This is a genomic window from Aliirhizobium wenxiniae, from assembly GCF_014201355.1.
Classification (GTDB): Bacteria; Pseudomonadota; Alphaproteobacteria; order Rhizobiales; family Rhizobiaceae; genus Neorhizobium; species Neorhizobium wenxiniae.
Genome location: NZ_JACHEG010000009.1, coordinates 1 through 20,827, shown reverse-complemented (window position 1 = coordinate 20,827; position 20,827 = coordinate 1). Strand labels below are relative to the sequence as shown.

At 59.0% G+C, this 20,827-nt stretch carries 20 protein-coding genes; 9 read left to right on the top strand and 11 right to left on the bottom strand.

From position 1 onward, the window contains the following. Positions 1 to 38: 38 nt before the first annotated feature. The 3 genes from HNQ72_RS25390 to HNQ72_RS25380 all read left to right on the top strand — a co-directional run bounded on the left by HNQ72_RS25390 (position 39) and on the right by HNQ72_RS25380 (position 2,812). Positions 39 to 1,649, top strand: a complete 1,611-nt coding sequence (locus tag HNQ72_RS25390) for a phosphoenolpyruvate carboxykinase (protein ID WP_183996583.1) — start codon at positions 39 to 41, stop codon at positions 1,647 to 1,649. A gap of 102 nt (positions 1,650 to 1,751) precedes the next feature. Next, positions 1,752 to 2,186 (top strand): alternative ribosome rescue aminoacyl-tRNA hydrolase ArfB, encoded by a 435-nt coding sequence (arfB, locus tag HNQ72_RS25385; RefSeq protein ID WP_183996581.1) that lies wholly within the window; start codon positions 1,752 to 1,754, stop codon positions 2,184 to 2,186. Positions 2,187 to 2,200: 14 nt separating this feature from the next. Next, the gene (locus tag HNQ72_RS25380; RefSeq protein WP_183996579.1) at positions 2,201 to 2,812 is read left to right on the top strand and encodes an alpha-ketoglutarate-dependent dioxygenase AlkB; all 612 of its coding nucleotides are present in this window, start codon (positions 2,201 to 2,203) and stop codon (positions 2,810 to 2,812) included. Between the two features lie 12 nt (positions 2,813 to 2,824). Here the strand turns inward: HNQ72_RS25380 and coaA are convergent, their stop codons facing one another. The 7 genes from coaA to hisB are packed head-to-tail and all read right to left on the bottom strand — an operon-like array spanning position 2,825 to position 7,466. Beyond that, positions 2,825 to 3,814, bottom strand: a complete 990-nt coding sequence (gene coaA, locus HNQ72_RS25375; RefSeq protein ID WP_183996577.1) for a type I pantothenate kinase — start codon at positions 3,812 to 3,814, stop codon at positions 2,825 to 2,827. Further along, complete coding sequence (locus tag HNQ72_RS25370) at positions 3,811 to 4,134, bottom strand: phosphoribosyl-ATP diphosphatase (RefSeq protein WP_183996575.1); 324 nt, start codon at positions 4,132 to 4,134, stop codon at positions 3,811 to 3,813. Before HNQ72_RS25370 ends, coaA begins: the two co-directional genes overlap by 4 nt. A gap of 24 nt (positions 4,135 to 4,158) precedes the next feature. Continuing rightward, the gene (hisF, locus tag HNQ72_RS25365; protein WP_183996573.1) at positions 4,159 to 4,935 is read right to left on the bottom strand and encodes an imidazole glycerol phosphate synthase subunit HisF; all 777 of its coding nucleotides are present in this window, start codon (positions 4,933 to 4,935) and stop codon (positions 4,159 to 4,161) included. Then, the gene (gene hisA, locus HNQ72_RS25360; protein ID WP_183996571.1) at positions 4,932 to 5,675 is read right to left on the bottom strand and encodes a 1-(5-phosphoribosyl)-5-[(5-phosphoribosylamino)methylideneamino]imidazole-4-carboxamide isomerase; all 744 of its coding nucleotides are present in this window, start codon (positions 5,673 to 5,675) and stop codon (positions 4,932 to 4,934) included. Before hisA ends, hisF begins: the two co-directional genes overlap by 4 nt. A gap of 30 nt (positions 5,676 to 5,705) precedes the next feature. Further along, positions 5,706 to 6,356, bottom strand: coding sequence for an imidazole glycerol phosphate synthase subunit HisH (gene hisH, locus HNQ72_RS25355; protein WP_183996569.1), 651 nt, complete (start codon positions 6,354 to 6,356; stop codon positions 5,706 to 5,708). Further along, the gene (locus HNQ72_RS25350; protein WP_183996567.1) at positions 6,356 to 6,838 is read right to left on the bottom strand and encodes a DUF2628 domain-containing protein; all 483 of its coding nucleotides are present in this window, start codon (positions 6,836 to 6,838) and stop codon (positions 6,356 to 6,358) included. The genes hisH and HNQ72_RS25350 overlap by 1 nt, the downstream gene beginning before the upstream one ends. A gap of 19 nt (positions 6,839 to 6,857) precedes the next feature. Continuing rightward, a complete protein-coding gene (gene hisB / locus HNQ72_RS25345) occupies positions 6,858 to 7,466 on the bottom strand; it encodes an imidazoleglycerol-phosphate dehydratase HisB (protein ID WP_183996876.1) in 609 nt (202 codons plus the stop codon). Between the two features lie 225 nt (positions 7,467 to 7,691). On the opposite strand from hisB, the gene hslV reads away from it, so the two are divergent. The 5 genes from hslV to HNQ72_RS25320 all read left to right on the top strand — a co-directional run bounded on the left by hslV (position 7,692) and on the right by HNQ72_RS25320 (position 14,390). After that, positions 7,692 to 8,219, top strand: coding sequence for an ATP-dependent protease subunit HslV (hslV, locus tag HNQ72_RS25340; protein ID WP_183996565.1), 528 nt, complete (start codon positions 7,692 to 7,694; stop codon positions 8,217 to 8,219). A 72-nt stretch (positions 8,220 to 8,291) separates the two neighbouring features. Beyond that, the gene (gene hslU, locus HNQ72_RS25335) at positions 8,292 to 9,602 is read left to right on the top strand and encodes an ATP-dependent protease ATPase subunit HslU (RefSeq protein WP_183996563.1); all 1,311 of its coding nucleotides are present in this window, start codon (positions 8,292 to 8,294) and stop codon (positions 9,600 to 9,602) included. A 205-nt stretch (positions 9,603 to 9,807) separates the two neighbouring features. Then, the gene (locus HNQ72_RS25330; RefSeq protein WP_183996561.1) at positions 9,808 to 10,743 is read left to right on the top strand and encodes a DUF1402 family protein; all 936 of its coding nucleotides are present in this window, start codon (positions 9,808 to 9,810) and stop codon (positions 10,741 to 10,743) included. Positions 10,744 to 10,838: 95 nt separating this feature from the next. Further along, on the top strand, positions 10,839 to 12,236 hold the full coding sequence (locus HNQ72_RS25325) for a cytochrome P450 (protein ID WP_183996559.1): 1,398 nt from the start codon (positions 10,839 to 10,841) through the stop codon (positions 12,234 to 12,236). Between the two features lie 144 nt (positions 12,237 to 12,380). Then, positions 12,381 to 14,390 (top strand): hydantoinase/oxoprolinase N-terminal domain-containing protein, encoded by a 2,010-nt coding sequence (locus HNQ72_RS25320; protein WP_183996557.1) that lies wholly within the window; start codon positions 12,381 to 12,383, stop codon positions 14,388 to 14,390. A 163-nt stretch (positions 14,391 to 14,553) separates the two neighbouring features. Here HNQ72_RS25320 and HNQ72_RS25315 read toward each other — a convergent pair whose 3' ends face one another. Continuing rightward, positions 14,554 to 15,225: a L,D-transpeptidase gene (locus HNQ72_RS25315; protein WP_183996555.1), complete on the bottom strand. Its 672-nt coding sequence runs from the start codon at positions 15,223 to 15,225 to the stop codon at positions 14,554 to 14,556. A 187-nt stretch (positions 15,226 to 15,412) separates the two neighbouring features. Between HNQ72_RS25315 and HNQ72_RS25310 the strand changes: the two genes are divergently transcribed. Next, a complete protein-coding gene (locus HNQ72_RS25310) occupies positions 15,413 to 15,907 on the top strand; it encodes an MmcB family DNA repair protein (protein WP_183996553.1) in 495 nt (164 codons plus the stop codon). 67 nt (positions 15,908 to 15,974) lie between these two features. On the opposite strand, the gene HNQ72_RS25305 is transcribed toward HNQ72_RS25310, so the two are convergent. From HNQ72_RS25305 to hrpB, 3 genes are all read right to left on the bottom strand, one after another. Beyond that, positions 15,975 to 16,550: an ActR/PrrA/RegA family redox response regulator transcription factor gene (locus tag HNQ72_RS25305; protein ID WP_148143861.1), complete on the bottom strand. Its 576-nt coding sequence runs from the start codon at positions 16,548 to 16,550 to the stop codon at positions 15,975 to 15,977. Between the two features lie 63 nt (positions 16,551 to 16,613). Continuing rightward, a complete protein-coding gene (locus HNQ72_RS25300) occupies positions 16,614 to 17,915 on the bottom strand; it encodes an ActS/PrrB/RegB family redox-sensitive histidine kinase (RefSeq protein WP_183996551.1) in 1,302 nt (433 codons plus the stop codon). A gap of 101 nt (positions 17,916 to 18,016) precedes the next feature. After that, positions 18,017 to 20,506 (bottom strand): ATP-dependent helicase HrpB, encoded by a 2,490-nt coding sequence (hrpB, locus tag HNQ72_RS25295; RefSeq protein ID WP_183996549.1) that lies wholly within the window; start codon positions 20,504 to 20,506, stop codon positions 18,017 to 18,019. Positions 20,507 to 20,827: the final 321 nt, after the last annotated feature.

Below are 20,827 nucleotides of genomic sequence, written 5' to 3'. Positions count from 1 at the left end.
CACCCAATCCCTTCAAATGTAACCTGAGGTGAGCGCGTATGGAGCAGCTTGGACTTTATAACCCGGCAAATGGCGTAGCGGCGATCGGCCTCGAAAAGGTTTCTCGCGTCAACTACAACCTGTCCGAGGTCGAGCTTTACGAAGAAGCCATCCGCCGCGGCGAGGCCGATCTGACCGCCGATGGCGCGTTGCGCGCTGTCACCGGCCAGCACACCGGCCGTTCGCCGAAGGACAAGTTCGTCGTGCGCGATGCCGTGACCGAAGACAAGATCTGGTGGGACAATAACAAGCCCATGTCTCCGGAGCATTTTGCCGTTCTGAAGGCTGATATGCTGGCCCACGCGGCGGGCAGGGAGCTTTTTGTTCAGGATCTGATCGGCGGTGCCGATGTCGACAACGCGCTCCCGACCCGTGTCGTCACCGAATTTGCCTGGCATGCGCTTTTCATCCGCAATCTTCTGATCCGCCCGAAGCGCGACACACTTGGCACTTTCGAGCAAAAGCTGACGATCATCAACCTGCCGAGCTTCCGCGCCGATCCCGAGCGCCATGGCTGCCGCTCGGAAACCGTGATTGCCTGCGATCTCGCAAATGGCCTCGTCCTGATCGGCGGCACGTCCTATGCCGGCGAAAACAAGAAGTCGGTCTTCACCGTGCTCAACTACCTTCTGCCCGCCAAGAGTGTCATGCCGATGCATTGCTCGGCCAATGTCGGCAAGGAAGGCGATACCGCCGTCTTCTTCGGTCTCTCGGGCACCGGCAAGACCACGCTCTCGGCTGATCCGGCTCGCACGCTGATCGGCGATGACGAGCATGGCTGGGGCGAAAACGGCGTCTTCAATTTCGAAGGCGGTTGTTATGCCAAGGCGATCAAGCTTTCGGCTGAAGCCGAGCCTGAAATCTATGCCGCGACCCGTCGCTTCGGCACCGTGCTCGAAAACGTCGTGCTCGACGAAAACCGCGTGCCGAATTTCGACGACAATTCTCTAACGGAAAACACCCGCAGCGCCTATCCGCTGCATTTCATCCCGAACGCGTCGGAAACCGGCCTTGCGCCGCATCCGAAGACGATCATCATGCTGACGGCGGACGCTTTCGGCGTCATGCCGCCGATCGCACGGCTGACGCCGGAACAGGCCATGTATCACTTCCTCTCCGGCTATACCGCCAAGGTTGCCGGCACGGAAAAGGGCGTGACCGAACCCGAAGCGACCTTCTCGACCTGCTTCGGCGCACCGTTCATGCCGCGCCATCCGGCCGAATACGGTAACCTGTTGAAGGAGCTGATTGCCAAGCACGGCGTCGATTGCTGGCTGGTCAATACCGGCTGGACCGGTGGCGCCTACGGCACCGGCCGCCGCATGCCGATCAAGGCCACCCGTGCGCTGCTGACGTCTGCCCTGAACGGCAGCCTGAAGAATGCCGAATTCCGCACCGATGCCAATTTCGGCTTTGCCGTCCCGGTTTCGGTCGAGGGTGTCGAAACCGCGATCCTCGATCCGCGCTCGACCTGGGCAGATAGCGCGGCCTATGACAACCAGGCGGCAAAGCTGGTTTCGATGTTCATCAAGAACTTCGAGAAGTTCGAGGCTCACGTCGATGCCAAGGTCAAGGATGCCGCGCCTGGATTGCTGATCGCCGCCGAATAAGCGCAAAACGTGTGATTCACGTGGAACCGTCGGTCGGGTAACACCTGACCGGCGGTTTTCTTTTGTCCACGTTTGTGGGAAAGATGCGCGCCGGAGAATATCATGGCCAGCAATCCCCTCATCATCAACAGCCGCATCACCATCGCTGCATGGGAACTGACCGAACAGTTCGTGCTGGCAGGCGGTCCGGGTGGCCAGAACGTCAACAAGGTCTCGACCGCCGTCCAGCTTTTCTTCGACATCGCAAACTCTCCGTCGCTGCCGGATCGGGTCAAGGCGAATGCCTTGAAGCTTGCCGGAAAACGGGTGTCGAAGGATGGCGTGTTGATGATAGAGGCAAGTCGCTCCCGCAGCCAGGAGCGCAACCGCGAAGACGCGCGCGAAAGGCTGAAGGAACTGATCCTCGAAGCCGCCAAGCCGCCGCCGCCCGTCCGCAAGGCAACGAAACCGACGAAGGGTTCGGTGGAACGACGGCTGAAAGCGAAATCTGGCCGTTCGGATGTGAAGAAAATGCGCGGCAAGCCAACTGGCGACTGAAAAGGGAGACGGATATGGCGACCTTGCTGAACGGAATTCGCCATCTGCCCGGCTATCTGGATCGTCCCGCACAGGAAAACCTGGTCGAGATCATCCGCCGGATCGTTGCCGAAGCACCCCTTTATACACCTGCCATGCCCGGCACCGGCAAGCCGATGTCGGTCAGGATGACCAATTGCGGGCAGCTCGGCTGGGTGACGGACAAGGAGCGCGGTTATCGCTATCAGTCCACGCATCCCGCCACCGGCAAACCATGGCCTGCCATACCGACAGAACTTATGGCACTTTGGGAAAAGCTGGCCGGTTATTCGAAACCACCCGAAGCCTGCCTGGTGAATTTCTATTCCGACGATGCGAAAATGGGCCTGCATCAGGACAAGGATGAAACGGAACTCGCAGCACCCGTTCTGTCGATTTCGCTTGGCAATAGTTGCCTGTTCCGTGTCGGAGGGCTGGATCGCAAAGATCCGACCGGATCCTTCAAACTGCAGAGCGGCGATATCGTCCTGCTTGGTGGGGAGGGAAGACTCGCTTTTCACGGTGTCGATCGGATTTATCCGAGTACTTCGACACTGCTGAAAAACGGAGGGCGGATCAATCTGACGCTCCGCCGCGTGAATCCATAGGCAGGAATCCGGCTAAAGCTTCCTCAGCGAGACAGTCTCGATGAAATGATTACGACCCTTGCGCAGGATGATGTCTGCGCGCGGGCGGGTCGGGATAATGTTCTGGCGAAGGTTCTTCAGGTTGATGTTTTCCCAAAGCCCTTCTGCAACGGCGAGCGCCGCATCCGCATCGATCGCCGCATATTTCTTGAAGAACGAGGTCGGATCGCGGAAGGCGGTCTCGCGCAGCTTCATGAAGCGCTGCACATACCATTGATGGATCTGTTCTTCATCCGCATCGATATAGATCGAGAAATCGAAGAAGTCGGAAACGATCGGCACGATCTTGCCATCTGCCGGCAAGGGACGCGATTGCAGAACGTTGATGCCTTCGAAGATCAGGATATCCGGCCGGTCAACAAGCATATGGGCGTCGGGCAGCACATCATAGGTCAGATGCGAATATTGCGGCGCCTTGACATTCGGCTCACCGGCCTTGATCGCGGACAGAAAGCGCAGGATCTGGCCGATATCGTAGCTTTCCGGAAAACCCTTGCGCTGCATCAGGCCTTCGCGCTGAAGCACGGCATTGGGATAAAGGAAACCGTCGGTGGTGATGAGATCCACTTTCGGGCTTGAGGGCCAACGCGCCAGAAGCTCCTTCAGCACGCGCGCCGTCGTCGACTTGCCGACCGCCACCGATCCGGCAATGCCGATGATAAAAGGCGTCTTGGAAACGTCGGGCAGGCTCAAAAAACGGTTTCGCTGCCGGAAAAGCTGCTGGGAGGCTTCGACATGGGTCGACAAAAGGCGCGACAGCGAAAGATAGATCTGCCGCACTTCGTCGATATTGATCGGGTCGTCGAGCGAGCGAAGACGCGCGATTTCGTCAGACGTCAGCGTCAGCGGCGTGTCGGCGCGAAATTTGGCCCATTCGTTTGCCGTAAAGTGATGATAGGGCGAATAAAATTCGGTCATCGGGCCGGCTTCCGGCTCATCGGCGGGCTGCGCTACGATACTCATGACTTGGGCCGGCTCGCCTTTTCCTGCAGGCCCGATTGAACGGTCCTGCGTTGAAGTTCATCCAGTACATCCTGCAATGGAATCCCTGCAATATTCAATACGACTAACAGGTGATAGAGAAGGTCGGCGCTTTCCGAGGTGAGGTCTTTTCTATCCTGCGAAAGCGCGGCAATTACCGTCTCCACAGCCTCTTCGCCAAGTTTCTTTGCGGCCTTGGTCTGGCCTGCGGCGGCCAGTTTCGCCGTCCAGGATTCATCCGGCGAGGCTTTCGCCCGGATAGCGACGATGTTTTCGAGATCGCTGAGAGTGAATTCGCTCAAGTCTTTGTCCTCCGGTCTCGAAACTCAGTCGAGCCGCATGGCGATGCCGTGATCGGCCATATAGCGTTTGGCTTCTCCGACGGTATAGGTGCCGAAGTGGAAAATCGATGCCGCCAGCACGGCCGTCGCGTGACCCTTAGTGACACCCGCCACGAGGTCGTCGAGATCGCCGACGCCGCCGGATGCAATCACCGGAACACGGACCGAATCGGCGATGGCGCGGGTCAGTTCCAGATCGTAGCCGACCTTGGTTCCGTCACGATCCATCGAGGTGACGAGCAATTCGCCGGCCCCGCGTTCGACCATCCGTCCGGCAAACTCGACGGCATCGATACCGGTTGCGTTACGGCCGCCATGGGTGAAGATCTCCCAGCGGTTCGCGTCGCCGGTTACAGACACTTTCTTCGCGTCGATCGACACGACGATACACTGGTTGCCGAACTTGTCGGCCGCTTCGGCAACGAAATCCGGATTGTTGACGGCAGCGGAATTGATCGCAACCTTGTCAGCCCCGGCAAGCAGCAGCTTGCGGATGTCGGTGACGGCACGAACGCCGCCGCCGACCGTCACCGGCATGAAGCAATGCTCTGCCGTGCGCGCCACGACATCGAAAATTGTCTCGCGATTGTCGGAAGAGGCGGTGATATCGAGAAAGCAAAGCTCGTCGGCACCGGCAAGATCATAGGCCTTTGCCGCTTCCACCGGATCACCGGCATCGACGAGATCAAGAAAGTTGACGCCTTTTACGACGCGGCCGTCTTTCACGTCGAGGCAGGGAATGACACGGGCTTTGAGGGTCATGCTGCACGACCTTTCGCGGCGCGGATCAGCGCCAGTGCTTCGGTGGGGTCGATACGGCCGTCATAAAGCGCGCGACCGGAAATGGCGCCTTCGAGACGGGCCGCATCCGGCTCGAGCATCCGGCTGATATCGTCGAGCGAGGCAAGTCCGCCCGAGGCGATGACCGGAATGGAAACGGCATTGGCGAGCTCCAGCGTCGAAGCCCAGTTGATGCCGGCCAGAATACCGTCGCGGTCGATATCGGTATAGATGATCGCCGAGACGCCCGCGCCCTCGAATTTCTTCGCAAGTTCGATCACGCCGAGTTCGGACGCTTCCGCCCAGCCCTCGACCGCAACCTTGCCGCCCTTGGCATCGATGCCGACGGCGACCTTGCCCGGAAACTGCTTGCAGGCCTCAATGACAAGCGCCGGATCACGCACCGCAACGGTGCCGAGAATGACGCGCGCCAGCCCGCGGCTGAGCCAGCTTTCGATATGGTCGAGTGTGCGGATGCCGCCGCCGAGCTGCACCGGGTTCTTGGTCGATTTCAGGATCGCATCGACCGCCGCGCCATTGACGCTTTCGCCGGCAAACGCACCGTTGAGATCGACCACATGCAGCCATTCGAACCCTTGGTCTTCAAAGGCTTTGGCCTGGGCACCGGGATCGGGATTGTAGACGGTCGCCTGCTCCATGTCGCCAAGCTTGAGACGCACGCACTGGCCGTCCTTGAGGTCGATAGCCGGGAAAAGGATCATCTTCTTGGTCCTAGAATAGATGCGCGAGCCTTAGGGCTTCCAGCGCAGGAAGTTGGAAATCAGGGCGAGGCCGAGCTTCTGGCTCTTTTCCGGGTGGAACTGCGCGCCGACAAGATTGTCGCGACCGACAAAGGCCGTCATCGCGCCACCGTAATCCGTGGTGGCGATCACTTCGGCCGGATTGGTCGCGGCCAGATGGTAGGAATGCACGAAATAGGCGTGCAAGCCTTCTGGCCCGGTGGCAATGCCGTCGAACAGCGGGTGAGGGCTATTCAGCTCCAGCGTATTCCAGCCGATCTGCGGGATTTTCAGGTCCGGATCGGATGGCGTCATCTCGATGACATCGCCCTTGATCCAGCCAAGGCCTTCGGTCGTGGTTTTTTCCAGGCCGCGCGATGACATCAGCTGCATGCCGACGCAGATGCCGAGGAAGGGACGTGCTTTCGTTTCGACCGCATCGATCAGCGCTTCGCTCATCCCGGAAACGGCATTGAGGCCCGCACGGCAATCCGCATAGGCGCCGACACCCGGCAGCACCACGCGGTCGGCAGCGGCAACGATGTCCGGCTTGTCGGTGAGGTCGATTTTAGCCTCGATGCCGGCCTCGCGGGCGGCCCGTTCGAATGCCTTGGTGGCCGAGCGCAGGTTGCCCGAGCCGTAGTCGATGATTGCGACGCGCATCAGCGTCCTCCGTGGTCGAAAAGTCCGAGAGCCGGACCCTGCCAGCCCGAAACGGACGGCTGTTTTGCTTTGTTTGCCCAGTCCGAAGAGGAGGGCAGGGGATGTGTTTCCGGCTGTGGCAGACCGGAGAAATAGATCTCTTCAGCGGTCCTTAAGTCTGTGGCGCTGATCACGCTTTCAAGCGTCCAGCCGCGGCGGGCAAGAGAGTTTGCGTAATGGTTGCGGCCTTCGAGCGCGATGAGAACATGTATCGCAAAGCCGAGCAGCAAACCCGCAAGAAAGAAACCTGACATACCGAGGAGCAAGACACTCCCGATCTGCAGCACAAGCGCGATAATTCCCGCAAGCCAGAGCCGATGCCAGATCAGCCAGATCCACGCAAACAGCAGTGCCATCCACGAAAATCCGTCGGCTAAGAAAAGCGTCGAACGATGATCCTTTTCAGGACCACCCGGCGGTGTCAGAACGAGATAGCTTCTCAAGGATGATCTCCCGGAAGCGTCAGGCAAGCGTTCCCTTGGTGGACGGAACGCGGTTGGCCTGTCGCGGATCGATTTCGGTCGCAGTACGCAGAACACGCGCTACGGATTTGAAGCAGGTCTCGGCGATATGATGGTTGTTGGCGCCGTAATGGTTGAGGATATGCAGGGTGATCCCAGCATTCTGCGCCAGCGCCTGAAAAAACTCGCGCACCAGTTCCGTATCGAACGTGCCGATCTTCGGCGCCGAAAACGCAACGTTCCAGACAAGGAAAGGGCGGCCCGATACGTCGATCGCAGCCTTGGTCATCGTCTCGTCCATGGCAAGGTCGAGCGAGGCATAACGGGTGATGCCGCGCCGGTCGCCGAGCGCCTTGGAAATCGCCTGGCCGATCGCGATCCCCGTATCCTCGACAGTATGGTGATCGTCGATATGCAGGTCACCCTTCACATCGATTTCCATGTCGATGAGCGAATGTCGTGAAAGCTGGTCGAGCATATGGTCGAAAAAGCCCACGCCCGTCGAAATCTTGGCCACGCCGGTGCCGTCCAGATTGACGGAAACGGAAACGGAAGTTTCGTTGGTCTTGCGGGAAACGCTTCCCACGCGTGCGGCTGCGGTTTCGCCCATCAGGCTCTGCTCCATGCTTTTCTCGCCGCTCCTTATCAGCCGGAAGCTGAAATATCCAGCAAAAGCACGGGGCTTTGCGACACCTTGTCGATTGGAAGCTGCGAGATTGTATTCGTTCGTTGGTCACTTACATAGGTGTCAACACGATCCCGGCAAAGCCAGAGCGGTTTGGCGGGATTTCTTCGGTGCAAGAGCCCGCTTTTAAAGGGGCAGACAGGTGTATTGATGACAACGATTATTACAGTCAGAAAGGGCGGCAAGGTCGTCATGGCCGGCGACGGCCAGGTAAGCCTCGGCCAGACCGTGATGAAGGGCAATGCCCGCAAGGTGCGCCGCATCGGCAAGGGGGGCGATGTGATTGCTGGTTTTGCTGGTGCCACGGCCGACGCCTTCACGCTGCTCGACCGTCTCGAAAAGAAGCTCGAACAATATCCCGGCCAACTGATGCGCGCCGCCGTCGAACTCGCCAAGGACTGGCGCACCGACAAATATCTGCGCAATCTCGAAGCCATGATGCTGGTCGCAGATAAATCCACGACGCTTGCCATCACCGGCAATGGCGACGTGCTTGAACCCGAACACGGCACGATCGCCATCGGCTCCGGCGGCAATTATGCTTTTGCCGCAGCCCGCGCCATGATGGATAGCGACAAATCAGCCGAAGACGTCGCCCGCAAGGCACTCGATATTGCAGCCGATATCTGCGTCTATACCAACCACAATCTCGTCGTTGAAACACTCGACGCCGAATAATCTCCATCCCTGAAAGGGTCCCGCGGACCGGGCCGAGATGGCCGGTCGCAATGGGAAAGCCGAGAGGATCACATGACCAATTTTTCTCCCCGCGAAATCGTTTCCGAGCTTGATCGCCACATCATCGGCCAGCACGATGCCAAGCGCGCGGTCGCGATCGCCCTAAGAAATCGCTGGCGTCGCCACCAGCTCGACGAGAGCCTCCGCGATGAAGTGATGCCGAAGAACATCCTGATGATCGGCCCGACCGGCGTCGGCAAGACGGAAATCTCCCGCCGTCTCGCCAAGCTTGCCGGCGCGCCCTTCATCAAGGTGGAAGCCACCAAATTCACCGAGGTCGGATATGTCGGCCGCGATGTCGAGCAGATCATCCGCGATCTGGTCGAGATCGGCATCGGTCTGGTGCGCGAAAAGAAGCGCACCGAGGTACAGGCGAAGGCGCATCAGAGCGCCGAGGAACGTGTGCTCGATGCCTTGGTTGGCTCGACCGCTTCTCCGGCCACCCGCGACAGCTTCCGCAAGAAGCTCCGCGCCGGTGAACTGGACGACAAGGAAATCGAAGTCGAAGTGGCCGACAGCGGATCCGGCATGCCCGGCGGTTTCGACATCCCAGGCATGCCCGGTGCCAATATCGGCGTGCTCAACCTGTCGGAAATGTTCGGCAAGGCCATGGGCGGCCGCACCAAAAAGGTGAAGACTACCGTCGCGAAGTCCTATGGCGAACTGATCCGTGACGAATCCGACAAGCTGATCGACAACGAAGTCATTCAGCGTGAAGCTGTCCGTTCTGTCGAAAACGATGGCATCGTTTTCCTCGACGAGATCGACAAAATCGCGGCCCGCGACGGTGGCATGGGTGCCGGTGTTTCACGTGAAGGCGTGCAGCGTGACCTTCTGCCGCTCGTCGAAGGCACCACGGTTTCGACTAAGTACGGCCCGGTAAAGACGGATCACATCCTCTTCATCGCCTCTGGCGCGTTCCACGTATCGAAGCCCTCGGACCTGCTGCCTGAGCTTCAGGGCCGTCTGCCGATCCGCGTCGAACTTCGTCCGCTGACCAAGGAAGATTTCCGCCGCATCCTGACGGAAACCGAAGCCAGCCTGATCCGCCAGTATAAGGCGCTTATGGGCACTGAAGACCTGACCCTGGAATTCACCGAGGATGCGATCGATGCCTTGGCGGATGTCGCAGTTCACTTGAACTCGACGGTCGAGAATATCGGTGCCCGCCGCCTGCAGACGGTGATGGAGCGCGTGCTGGATGAAATCTCCTTCACCGCTCCGGATCAGGGCGGCACGTCGGTGAAGATCGATGCCGAATATGTCCGCAAGCATGTCGGCGATCTGGCGGCCGATACCGACCTGTCGCGCTACATTCTCTAATCCCCATGCGTGGCAACCGGGCAACGTTCGGTTGCCACGCATCTCTGTCTTGACGCCTTTTTGAATGTCTTTATCTCGACATTCCAATATGTCTTAACGTATGGGTGACGCGCTTTCGCGAAGACGCGAGCGGCTTGCCAGATCGACCTGTCACAGTTTCTGGAGCCGGCAGTGGCGCAGATAAAACGCTGGGACACGGAAAATCTTGAAACGCACTCTTATTGCATTGCTGCTGACTGTCGCCTGGGCGGCTTCCTCGACCGGTCCGGTTATGGCCATGACCATCGTGCCGGAAGGCAATCGCAATGCCGTGCAGCCCAAGATCCCGGGTGCTTCCGTGCGCCGCACCCGTGCGGGCCGCACAACCTTCGACGACAAATACGACAAGATCCGTGAGCTTCTGGCGACCGACAAGGCTCTGATCGGCAAGATCAAGTCCACCGCGGCGGCCTATGGCATAGATCCGATCCACATGGTCGGCGCGATCGTCGGCGAGCACACCTATAATGTCGATGCCTATGACAGGCTGCAGAGCTATTACGTCAAGGCCGCCGCTTATGCAGGCAATGCTTTCCGCTTCGCCTATGACGGCGAAACCATCGCCGAATTTCTGACGCATCCGCAATTTTCCGCCTGTGAGGGCAAGTCGGGCTCCTACGCGCTGTGGAATTGCCGCGAAGGCGTATGGGAAAAGTCGTTCCGCGGCAAAAAGGTCGACGGAAAAGCTTATCCCGACAACCGTTTCAGCGCGGTCTTCTTCCAGCCCTTTTATGCCGGGCAAACCTTTGGCCTCGGCCAGGTCAATCCGCTGACGGCCATGATGTTGTCGGACATGGTCTCGCGCACATCCGGTTATTCGAAGCTGGACGAGAACGACGCCGCGGAAGTCTATGAGGCGATCATGGACCCGGACAAGTCGCTCGCCTATATGGCCGCCAATATCCGCCGTTCGATCGATGACTACAAGCAGATCGCTGATGTCGATATTTCGCGCAATCCCGGCATCACCTCGACGCTTTACAATACCGGCGGTTCGGCTCAGCGCGCTGCGGCGCTGAAAGCCCGCGGTGGCCTGCCGGAAGAGAATTATTACGGCTGGCTCGTCAACGACAAGATCGCCGAGTTGAAATCGCTGCTCTAAGTCCTGATATCTTCTGGAAGCAATTCCAGCAAAAGTGTTTTCCGGTTTGCGTCCGCAATTGCGCCAATGACAGGAACAGAAGAGGAGGGTTGCCCTTGGACATGCGCCCCGACCCCTTTGTGCCGCCGGCACCTATACCACGCACCGTCCCACCGTCGCGGCTGGAGATCATCCGCACGGTCATGCTCAACCCGCTGGAACTCTGGGGCGTACCGTCCTACACGCTGCCCTGGATCAAGACGAAATTCTTCAAGGAACGCACGCTGATCGTCAACGATCCCGGGCTGATCCGCCATGTCCTCGTCGATAACGCCTCAAATTACGAGATGTCGGAAATCCGCCAGCTGATCCTGCGGCCTATCCTGCGCGACGGATTGCTGACGGCGGAAGGCCCGGTCTGGAAGCGTTCGCGAAAGGCGATGGCGCCGGTCTTCACACCCCGCCACTCCCGTGGCTTTGCCGGCCAGATGCTGGCGAAGTCTGAAGAATACGTGGAAAAATATGCGACGGTCGGCAGGGATGGCGCGATCCACGACATCTCCGTAGACATGACGGAAATGGCCTATTCGATCCTGTCCGAAACCCTTTTCTCGGGCCAGATCGTAACACAGAGCAACAGTTTTTCCGATGACGTCGACAGCCTGCTTCACCGCATGGGCCGCGTCGATCCAATGGATTTGTTGCGTGCGCCGGCATGGGTGCCGCGCCTGACCCGCATCGGTGGTCGCAAGGTACTCGACAAATTCCGCAATATCGTCGCCGATACGATGAAAGAGCGGCAGAAGCGGATGCGGGAGATGCCGAACGACGTGCCGCAGGATTTTCTGACGTTGCTCCTCCAACTCGAAGGCCCCGACGGGCTTACGCTGGACGAGATCGAGGACAATATCCTCACCTTCATCGGTGCCGGGCACGAAACGACGGCGCGGGCTCTTGCCTGGACGTTGTATTGTGTCGCTCATTCGCCCCATGTGCGCGAAGCGATGGAAGAAGAAATCGATCGAGTCCTGGCAACCGGTGCGGAGCCGGTTGAATGGCTGGAATTGATGCCTTGGGTACGCGCTTCCTTCGAGGAGGCGCTGAGGCTCTATCCGCCAGCGCCATCGCTGAACCGCGCGGCGATTGCAGACGACAGGTGGACGAGCGCGACGGGGGAGAGCGTCGAGATCGAAGCGGGCGTCACCATCCTCGTCATGCCGTGGACGCTGCATCGCCACGAGCTTTATTGGGAAAAGCCGCGTGCCTTTTTGCCGGAACGGTTCCTGCCGGAAAATCGCGGCAAGATCGGCCGGTTCCAGTACCTGCCGTTTGGTGCCGGTCCGCGAACCTGCATTGGCGCGACCTTCGCCATGCAGGAAGCGGTGATCGCGCTTGCTGTGCTGATGAAGCGCTACCGTTTCGATGCCCTGCCTGGTACCGAAATCTGGCCGGTGCAGAAATTGACGACCCAGCCGCGCGACGGCATGCCGATGCGGGTGAGCCTGAGACCCTGACGCCTCGAGACGAAAACCGGATCCCGTTTTCGCAAAGTACGATGCACAAAACCAAACTGCGACAGCCCACGTCTCTGGCGGTCGATTGATCCTGACGCTCCGTGCGCTATTGATTCTTCCGAATAGGCATTCGGGATTTCTTGCGTGGTTTCACCTCTTCTTCTCGGCATCGATACCGGCGGCACCTACACGGATGCCGTTCTTTTCCGCGACGAAGAAGGCGTGATCGCCAAGGCGAAGTCGCTCACCACTCGGCATGATCTTTCGGAAGGCATCGCCGGCGCGGTTGGTGCAGCCCTTGAAAACGGCGGCATTCCCGCATCGCAAATCGCCATGGTCTCGCTATCGACCACGCTTGCTACCAATGCACTGGTGGAAGGGCAGGGTGGTCGGGCGGCACTCGTGATGATCGGTTTTGGCCCCGAGGATATTGCCAGAGGCGGCCTTTCCGAAGCGCTCGGGAGCGATCCGGTTATCTTTCTGCCCGGTGGCCATGACGTGCATGGCAACGAGACACCGCTGGATATGAGCGCGCTCGATGATGCCTTGCCGTCACTCGGATCGGTAGTCTCGTCCTTCGCCGTCGCCGGTTATTTCGCAGTCCGGAATCCGGCTCACGAAATTCGCGTGAGGGACCGTATTCGCGAAATCAGCCACAGGCCTGTGACGTGCAGCCACGAGCTTTCCTCGAAACTCGGCGGCCCGCGCCGGGCGTTGACGACATTGCTCAATGCCCGTCTGGTCTCGATCATCGACCGCCTGATCACCTCGACGGAAGGATTTCTGCAAAAATCCGGCATCCATGCGCCTCTCATGGTCGTGCGCGGTGACGGTGCGCTGATGTCAGCCTCGGAAGCGCGCCTGCACCCGATCGAAACCATCCTGTCCGGCCCTGCCGCAAGCCTGGTCGGCGCATGGTACCTGACCGGGCTGGATGAGGCAGTCGTCTCCGATATCGGCGGTACGACCACTGATGTCGCCGTCCTGCAGGGCGGCAGGCCGAAGCTCGCATCGGATGGCGCCAATGTCGGCGGCCACCACACGATGGTCGAGGCGGTTGCATTGCGCACTTTTGGTCTTGGCGGTGATTCTGAGGTGCATATTGATGATCGCGGGCTAGAGGCAAAAATCACGCTCGGTCCTCGACGTCTTCTGCCTCTCAGCCTTCTGGCGGCCACCTATGGCGATAGTGTTCTGTCGGCTATCGATATGCAGCTACGCGCCACACATACTGGTCGCCATGATGGCCGTTTCGCCGTCCGGATCGCTATGAACGAAGCCTTGGTTGGGAGCCTTCAACCGCAGGAAAAGGCGCTTCTTGCACGGATCGGCTCGACGCCTGTGGCTTTGAACGCATTGCTCACAATGAATTCCCAGAAATCGGTTCTCGACCGGCTTGTCGGCCGCGGTCTCGTACACTTGAGCGGCATCACACCATCTGATGCGCTGCATGTTCTTGGCCGCCAGGGCCAGTGGAATGCCGATGCGGCACGATTGGGGCTGCAGATCGCAGCCCGGAGGAAGACCGGCGCGGGACGCGAGATCGCTACCTCACCGGAAGATCTGGCCGACAAAATCGTCGCGAGGCTGACCCGGCAATCTTCCGAGGTCTTGCTTTCGGCCTGTCTTGCGGAAGACGGCGCCGAATCGATCAACCCATCGGTTTCGCTTGCGGTTGATCGGGCGTTGAAGCGCATACCGGGTATTGCGCAGTTTTCCATTTCGCTTGACCGTCCGCTTGTCGGCCTAGGCGCTTCGGCACCGGTCTATTATCCTGCAATTGCCGATATGCTTGGAGCCAAATCGATCATCCCTTCTGATGCGGATGTTGCCAACGCCATCGGCGCTGTCGTCGGCCATATAAGGGTTACGGCGACAGTCACCATCACCTCGCCGGAAGAAGGCGTCTATATTGTAACCGGTGCCGGTGAGACGACCACGATAATCGGGGAAGCGAATGCGCTGGGAACCGCTGAGGCGCGGGCGGTGGGTGCAGCACGGCGCAAGGCCGGACAGGAAGGGGCCCAGGGCATCCTGATTTCCATCGAAAAGGAGATTATGGCACCCGAAGTTGAAGGCGGACGAAAACTCGTTGAAGCCCGCATCGTTGCCACCGCAACGGGCCGCCCGCGGATGGCACATCCACAATCCTGACAGAACCGCCGTGGGCTTTACGCGCATTGATACCCGTTAGCTCGCAAGCAAAGCGACGGGGCGGGAAAGGGTGACGGCCAGTAGATCCAGGCTCATGTCATGGCAGCAAAAAAGCCGCCGGGAATGACCTCGGCGGCTTTTTGATTTTTGTATTCCGTCAGTCTTACTGGATCACGACGACCTTGGTTGCCTTGCCCGGACGCACCCGGCTGTAAAGGTCGATAACGTCCTGGTTCATCAGGCGAATGCAGCCGGATGAAGCAGCCGTGCCGATCGAGGCCCACTCCGGCGTGCCGTGCAGGCGAAACAGCGTGTCCTGGCCCTTTTCGTTGAACAGATACATGGCGCGTGCACCAAGCGGGTTGTTCAGGCCTGGACCCATGCCGTTTTCGACGTATCTGGCGACATCCGGCTTGCGCGCGGCCATTTCCTTCGGCGGATGCCATGTCGGCCATTCCTGCTTCCAGGCAACATAGGCCGTGCCCGACCATGCAAAACCAGCCTTGCCGACGCCGATGCCGTAGCGCACAGCACGACCGCCCGGCAGGATGTAATAGAGATGGCGTTCGCGGGTATTGACGATAACCGTACCCGGCTTTTCCGCAGTTTCGTAGTTCACGATCTGGCGGACGAACTCCTGTTTGACCCGGTTGATCGGAATGGCCGGCAGGGTATAGCCTGCATCGGTCACCGATCCGTAGGAATCGGTGAAGATCTGGGCCGTCTCGATGCGAACCGGTGCATCTGTCTTGGCTGTTTCGGACGTGGTCGAGCAGCCGGCCAGGGCGGCGGTTGCCAACAGGCCGAGTGCGAGCATGCTGTTGCGAAAGCGCATGGATATCTCTTGGTGAAACTATCGATTGAAATGGCGTCAAGCCGCCGTCGAAACCGTTATTTTCCATTCGATTGCGGTTGGCAAGTTGCGCAAGCGCTCAGCGCGTCGGCAGCAGTCGAATTGAAAAGCCCATTGTCTTTTTGCAACATTCACAATGCTGCCCACCTATGATGGCTAAGGAAAAGGCATGACGATATTGAATGTCGTGAACGACAACCCTCTGATCGATGGCCGTCAGTCGCCCCGCGCGATGATGGTCCGCAAGGGCGCGCAAATCCTGCTTCACGATATGAAGCATGCTGTTCTGCCCGAACTTGTCTTGCCGAATGGCAGAAGGGCCGACCTTATCACCGTATCCGATAAGGGAGAAATCTGGATTGTCGAGATAAAGACCTCGATCGAGGATTTCCGCATCGACCGCAAGTGGCCGGAATATCGGACTTATTGCGACCGGCTGATCTTTGCAACGCACAGGGATGTGCCGCTCGAAATTTTCCCCGAAGACTGCGGCCTGATGTTGTCGGATGGTTATGGGGCGCATCTATTGCGTGACGCATCCCAACACAAGCTTGCACCGGCGACCCGCAAGGCGTTGATGCTCGATTTTTCGCGCACAGCGGCCCACCGCCTGATGATGGCGGAATGGTCTACCGGCAAGAGCTTCGACGACATAGAGACGTAGTCAAAGGCGGCCGGCTTCCCTGCCGCAATTACATAAATCCCGCAGCGCGCAAGTCGCGGCGAGCGCCTTATTTAGGCGCCCGCTTTGCCAGGATGCGCTGCAATGTGCGGCGATGCATGTTGAGGCGTCGTGCGGTTTCCGAAACGTTGCGTTCGCACATTTCGTAGACGCGCTGGATATGTTCCCAGCGTACGCGATCTGCCGACATCGGATTTTCTGGCAGATCTGCCTTTTCTCCGGGACGCTGCGTCAAGGCGTTGAACACATCATCCGCATCGGCAGGCTTGGAAAGATAGTCGACGGCGCCAAGCTTGACCGCAGTGACGGCAGTCGCAATGTTTCCGTATCCGGTCAGCACGATGACGCGCGTATCCTGGCGGAACTGCCTGATGGTTTCGATGACGTCTAGGCCGTTGCCATCACCCAGCCGAAGATCCACCACGGCATATTTGGGTGCCCGCTGGCGCACTTTGGCAATACCTTCGGCGACTGTTTCCGCGGCCTCTACGGTAAATCCTCGTGTTTCCATGGCACGCGCCAGGCGACGCAGAAACGGTCCATCGTCGTCAACGATCAACAGTGAAGGGTCGGAACCAATAAAGTCCTCATTCTGAGGATTGGATTGCTGCAGTGTTGTTTCCATCTTCATTCTCCGGGATCGATGGACCCCAATTATCATATAGAACGCGATAAAATTGGAGCTAGATCAAATTGGCTTGTCCATAATTGATCTTGGCCATTCTATTCGAATGCGTGCACCGACCTGTCCGTCGCCGCGATTGCTGAAGCGGATCGATGCGCCGGAGCGCTCCAGCAGGGTTTTGGCGATGAAGAGCCCTAACCCCAAGCCGCCGGCATGCTCACTCCGCTCGCGTGTCCGGGATGTCATGTAAGGCTCGCCGATACGCGAAAGGATAACGGCGGAATAGCCCGGACCATCGTCCTCGATCATGATCGCCACCCGCTGGTCATCGTATTCCACCGATATGACCACCTCACTCTTGGCATAATCGACCGCATTTTCAATCAGATTGCCAAGCCCATAGAGAATTCCTGCGTTTCTCACGCCTATAGGTTCATGGCCACCGTCGGTTTTCTGCACCAGTCTGATGTCTATGTCGAACTGACGGTGTGGAGCGATCACCTCTTCCATCATCGATGATAGGGGCAGGCGCCGCAAATGTTCCTCGCCCTCCGCTGGCAGTGAGGTCAAGCGCCGCAGGATATCGCGGCATCGCTCGCTCTGGCTGCGCAACAGTTGCACATCTTCCTTGAAGCGCTCGTCCTGCCCGAGCTCTCGTTCCATTTCCTTGGCGACGACGCTGATCGTCGCAAGCGGTGTTCCCAGTTCATGGGCCGCCGCAGCCGCCAGACCATCCAGCTGACCAAGATGTTTTTCCCGCTCCAGAATCATTTCCGTCGCCACCAGAGCGTCGGCAAGCAGGCTGGCCTCATGGGAAACGCGGTAAGCGTAGAAAGCCGCAAAAACCATCATCGAGGCGATCGAGAACCATACCCCGAGCTGCATGATCGGCTGGATGCGCAAATGCTCCCCCTCATACCACGGGACCGGGTAAGGAGAGAGTGACAAAACCGTCGTGCACACAAGCGCGAAGACAAGCAGCACGAGCGAATGACGCAATGGCTGTGATGCAAAGGCAATGATGACCGGCACGCAGATCAGCGGTGCGAAGGGATTGCCCAGCCCGCCGGTGATGAACAATAGCGCGCCCATTTGCAGGAGGTCGAAGCAGAGCAGCGCGAGCGCTGATTTCGGCCCAAGCCGGTGGGTGGCTGGAAACCACGCGGATAAAATGAGATTTGCGACCGCAAGGGCTGCGATCAATATGGTTGCCTGGGCGATAGGCATCGGAAAGTCGAGTACGCCCCAGATGATCAGGACCGTTATCGTCTGCCCCGCCACGGCCAGCCACCTCAGCCTGACGAGGGTTTGTAGGCGGATGCTGCGGCTCACATGGCCGATCTTGCCGTCCTGCGATGGAGTCATGTCTGTACTATGCAATATTGTTTCGGACATTGTTTATATGTGCCTTAAAGTGATCAAACCTCTTAAAATCGACCCAGTATTTCATGGCATGTGACATCCTGTCACGTACCTTTGGGTTTTGCGCGGCTTGTCGGAGCGGCATCGACCGGATTTTCCGGCCATGGGTGTCTGGGATATCGGCCACGCATTTCCGCCCGAACATCTTTCCATGATCCGGACCAGAAGCCGGGCAGATCGCGTGTCGTCTGGATCGGCCTGTGTGCCGGCGAAGTCAATTCTAGAAGCAGCGGCAGTTTGCCGTTCGCGATCGCGGGATGGTTTTTCAATCCGAACAGCTCCTGGACACGAATTGTCAGCACCGGTTCTGGGCCATCATACTGGATCGGATGGCGTTGGCCGGTCGGCGCCTCGAAATGGGTCGGCGCAAGCCGGTTCATATTGTGCAGCAACTCGTGTGGAACCAGCGAACGCAACCCATCCGAAAGGCTCGCCGCCGATATCGAAGTAAGTGCGGACGCATGACCTTGATAGGGGACGAACCAGTCATCAAGGCGGGCGACAAGTGCATCGTCGCTGACATCTGGCCATGGCTCGCCAAGCGATCGATGAAGGAACCCCAGCCTTTCCCTGAATTGCAGGGTTTCCTTCGAAAACGGCAGGCTGTTCAATCCGAACTGCCTTACGCCGTCGGCCAGCGCCCGTGCCGCCTGTTCGCCGGTCGGTTTAGGTAGTGGTTTTTCATTAAATACGATTGCTCCGAGCCGGGTGGTTTGGCGCGCACGAACCTGACGGCTGGCCGGGTCGAAAAAACACTCTTCTGCGGACCGGATTGCGCCGGCCATCTCCGCTTCCACTTCGGAGCGTGATATTTCCGCGGCGCTGAGAATACGCGGCCGCGCAGCCTTCCCGCTCACGTCGGAAATCACCAACATGGAGGCGCTGGCAAGCCGCTCGGTTTCCGGCAGTTCCGCTCCTCGGCCGTTGGCCATGATGAACCGGCCTTTGCCGCCGCGCTGCAGCGCGATCCGGTCGGGATAGGCATGGAGAAGAAGTGGGCCTGCTGACCCGCCTGTCTGTCGTGCTGCCTTGTTTGGCAGACTGTCGGCTATCCGGCTGGCCAGGCCTCGGCTGGCTTGCGCCCGCTCGCTGCGATCGGCCCGGAACCGCCGCAGCCGTTCATCGAGATCGATATCGCTTCCTCCAAGCCCTTGTTCGGTTAGGAGAACCGCGAGATGGCTCGCCTCGAGCCCGCGTCCGTCCTTGTCCGCGTTGATGACCATTGCCGCCAGCCGCGGCGGCAAGGCCAGCTGACGGATAAGATGACCTCTCGGCGTCAGCCGGCCGGTGTCGTCCAATGCGCCGAGAAGGACAAGCAGGCCTTTTGCCTCGGAAAACGCAGGTCCGGGTGGTTGATCCAGAAAGGCGAGCGTTATCGGATCAACCACGCCCCAATGCGCGAGGTCGAGCACCAGACCTGAGAGATCGCTCGCAAGTATTTGCGGTGGCGTGAAATCCGGCAATGCAGCGGTTTGGCCTGTGTGCCACAGCCTGATGGCGATACCCGGCATGGTTCGCCCGGCGCGTCCGGCCCGCTGGTCGGCGGAAGCCTGTGATACCCGTACCGTCTCCAGCCGGGTCATTCCGGTGGAGGGCTCGAAGACCGGCAGACGCTGCAATCCGCTGTCGATGACGATCCGCACACCGTCGATCGTGATGGATGTCTCTGCGATCGATGTGGCAAGGACGATCTTGCGCTTGCCAGGCGCCGCCGGCTTGATTGCCAGATCCTGGTCGTGCTGTGTCAGATTGCCGTAAAGTGGCGCAATCGCGGTGTTTGCGTCGAACCGGCCCTGCAGCCGCTCGGCTACCCGTCTGATTTCCGCCTGTCCCGGTAGAAAGGCAAGGATGGAGCCCCCTTCGTCGCGATGTGCGCTTTCGATCGCGCGCGTGACTGCGTCCTCGACACGCTCCTGCTGGCTTCTTTCATTATAACGGATCTCGACAGGAAAACTCCGTCCCTTGCTTTTTATCACTGGAGGGTTGTTCAGCAATGCCGCGATGCGATCCGTATCAAGGGTTGCCGACATTACAATTATCCGCAGGTCTTCTCGAAGCGCCGCCTGTGCGTCGAGCGCCAGCGCCAGTCCGAGATCGGCATCGAGCGAGCGTTCGTGAAATTCGTCGAAGATCACCGCGGAAACGCCTGCAAGCTCCGGATCGTCGAGGATCATGCGGGAAAATACACCCTCCGTGACGACCTCGATCCGTGTCGCCTGCGAGATCCGCGTGTCGAGGCGCATTCTGTATCCGATTGTCTGCCCGACATTCTCTCCCTTGAGCACCGCCATGCGGGAAGCGGCAGCTCGCGCCGACAGCCGCCGCGGCTCCAGCAGGATGACCTTTCCGGTGCACCATGGCTCTTTGATCAGAGTGAGCGGCACCATGGTCGTTTTGCCTGCACCCGGTGGGGCGGAAAGGACCGCACAGGAGGTCTGGCGAAGCGCCAAGGTCAGTTCGCCCAGCACCTCCACAATAGGGAGAGGCGCACGCGCGCTGTTATCGGGGCTGTCCTCTTGGGGTTTCTTTTCCATATATATGTGAGCTTTCGGTAGTTTCGAGCGTCTGAACCTCATCAGGTCGGCGACGTCCTGGAGGCTCTGCAATGCCATAGCAGCGCGAAACGCACCAGTGAACAGGGGCGCCGTTTCGACTGCTGAAAATCTATGCATGCACGCAATTTAAGCGACAAACATCTGCTCGCATGGCATTGGAGAAAAATGACATTTTTTTAAAGATGGCTGTTGACTCATTCGAGGCCGTGGGACTATAACCCGCTCACTGACGAGGGCGGCGGCGCTGCTAGCGACGATGTCCTTCGTTCTAGAGAAATCTAGGAAAAATTGCTGAAAAGT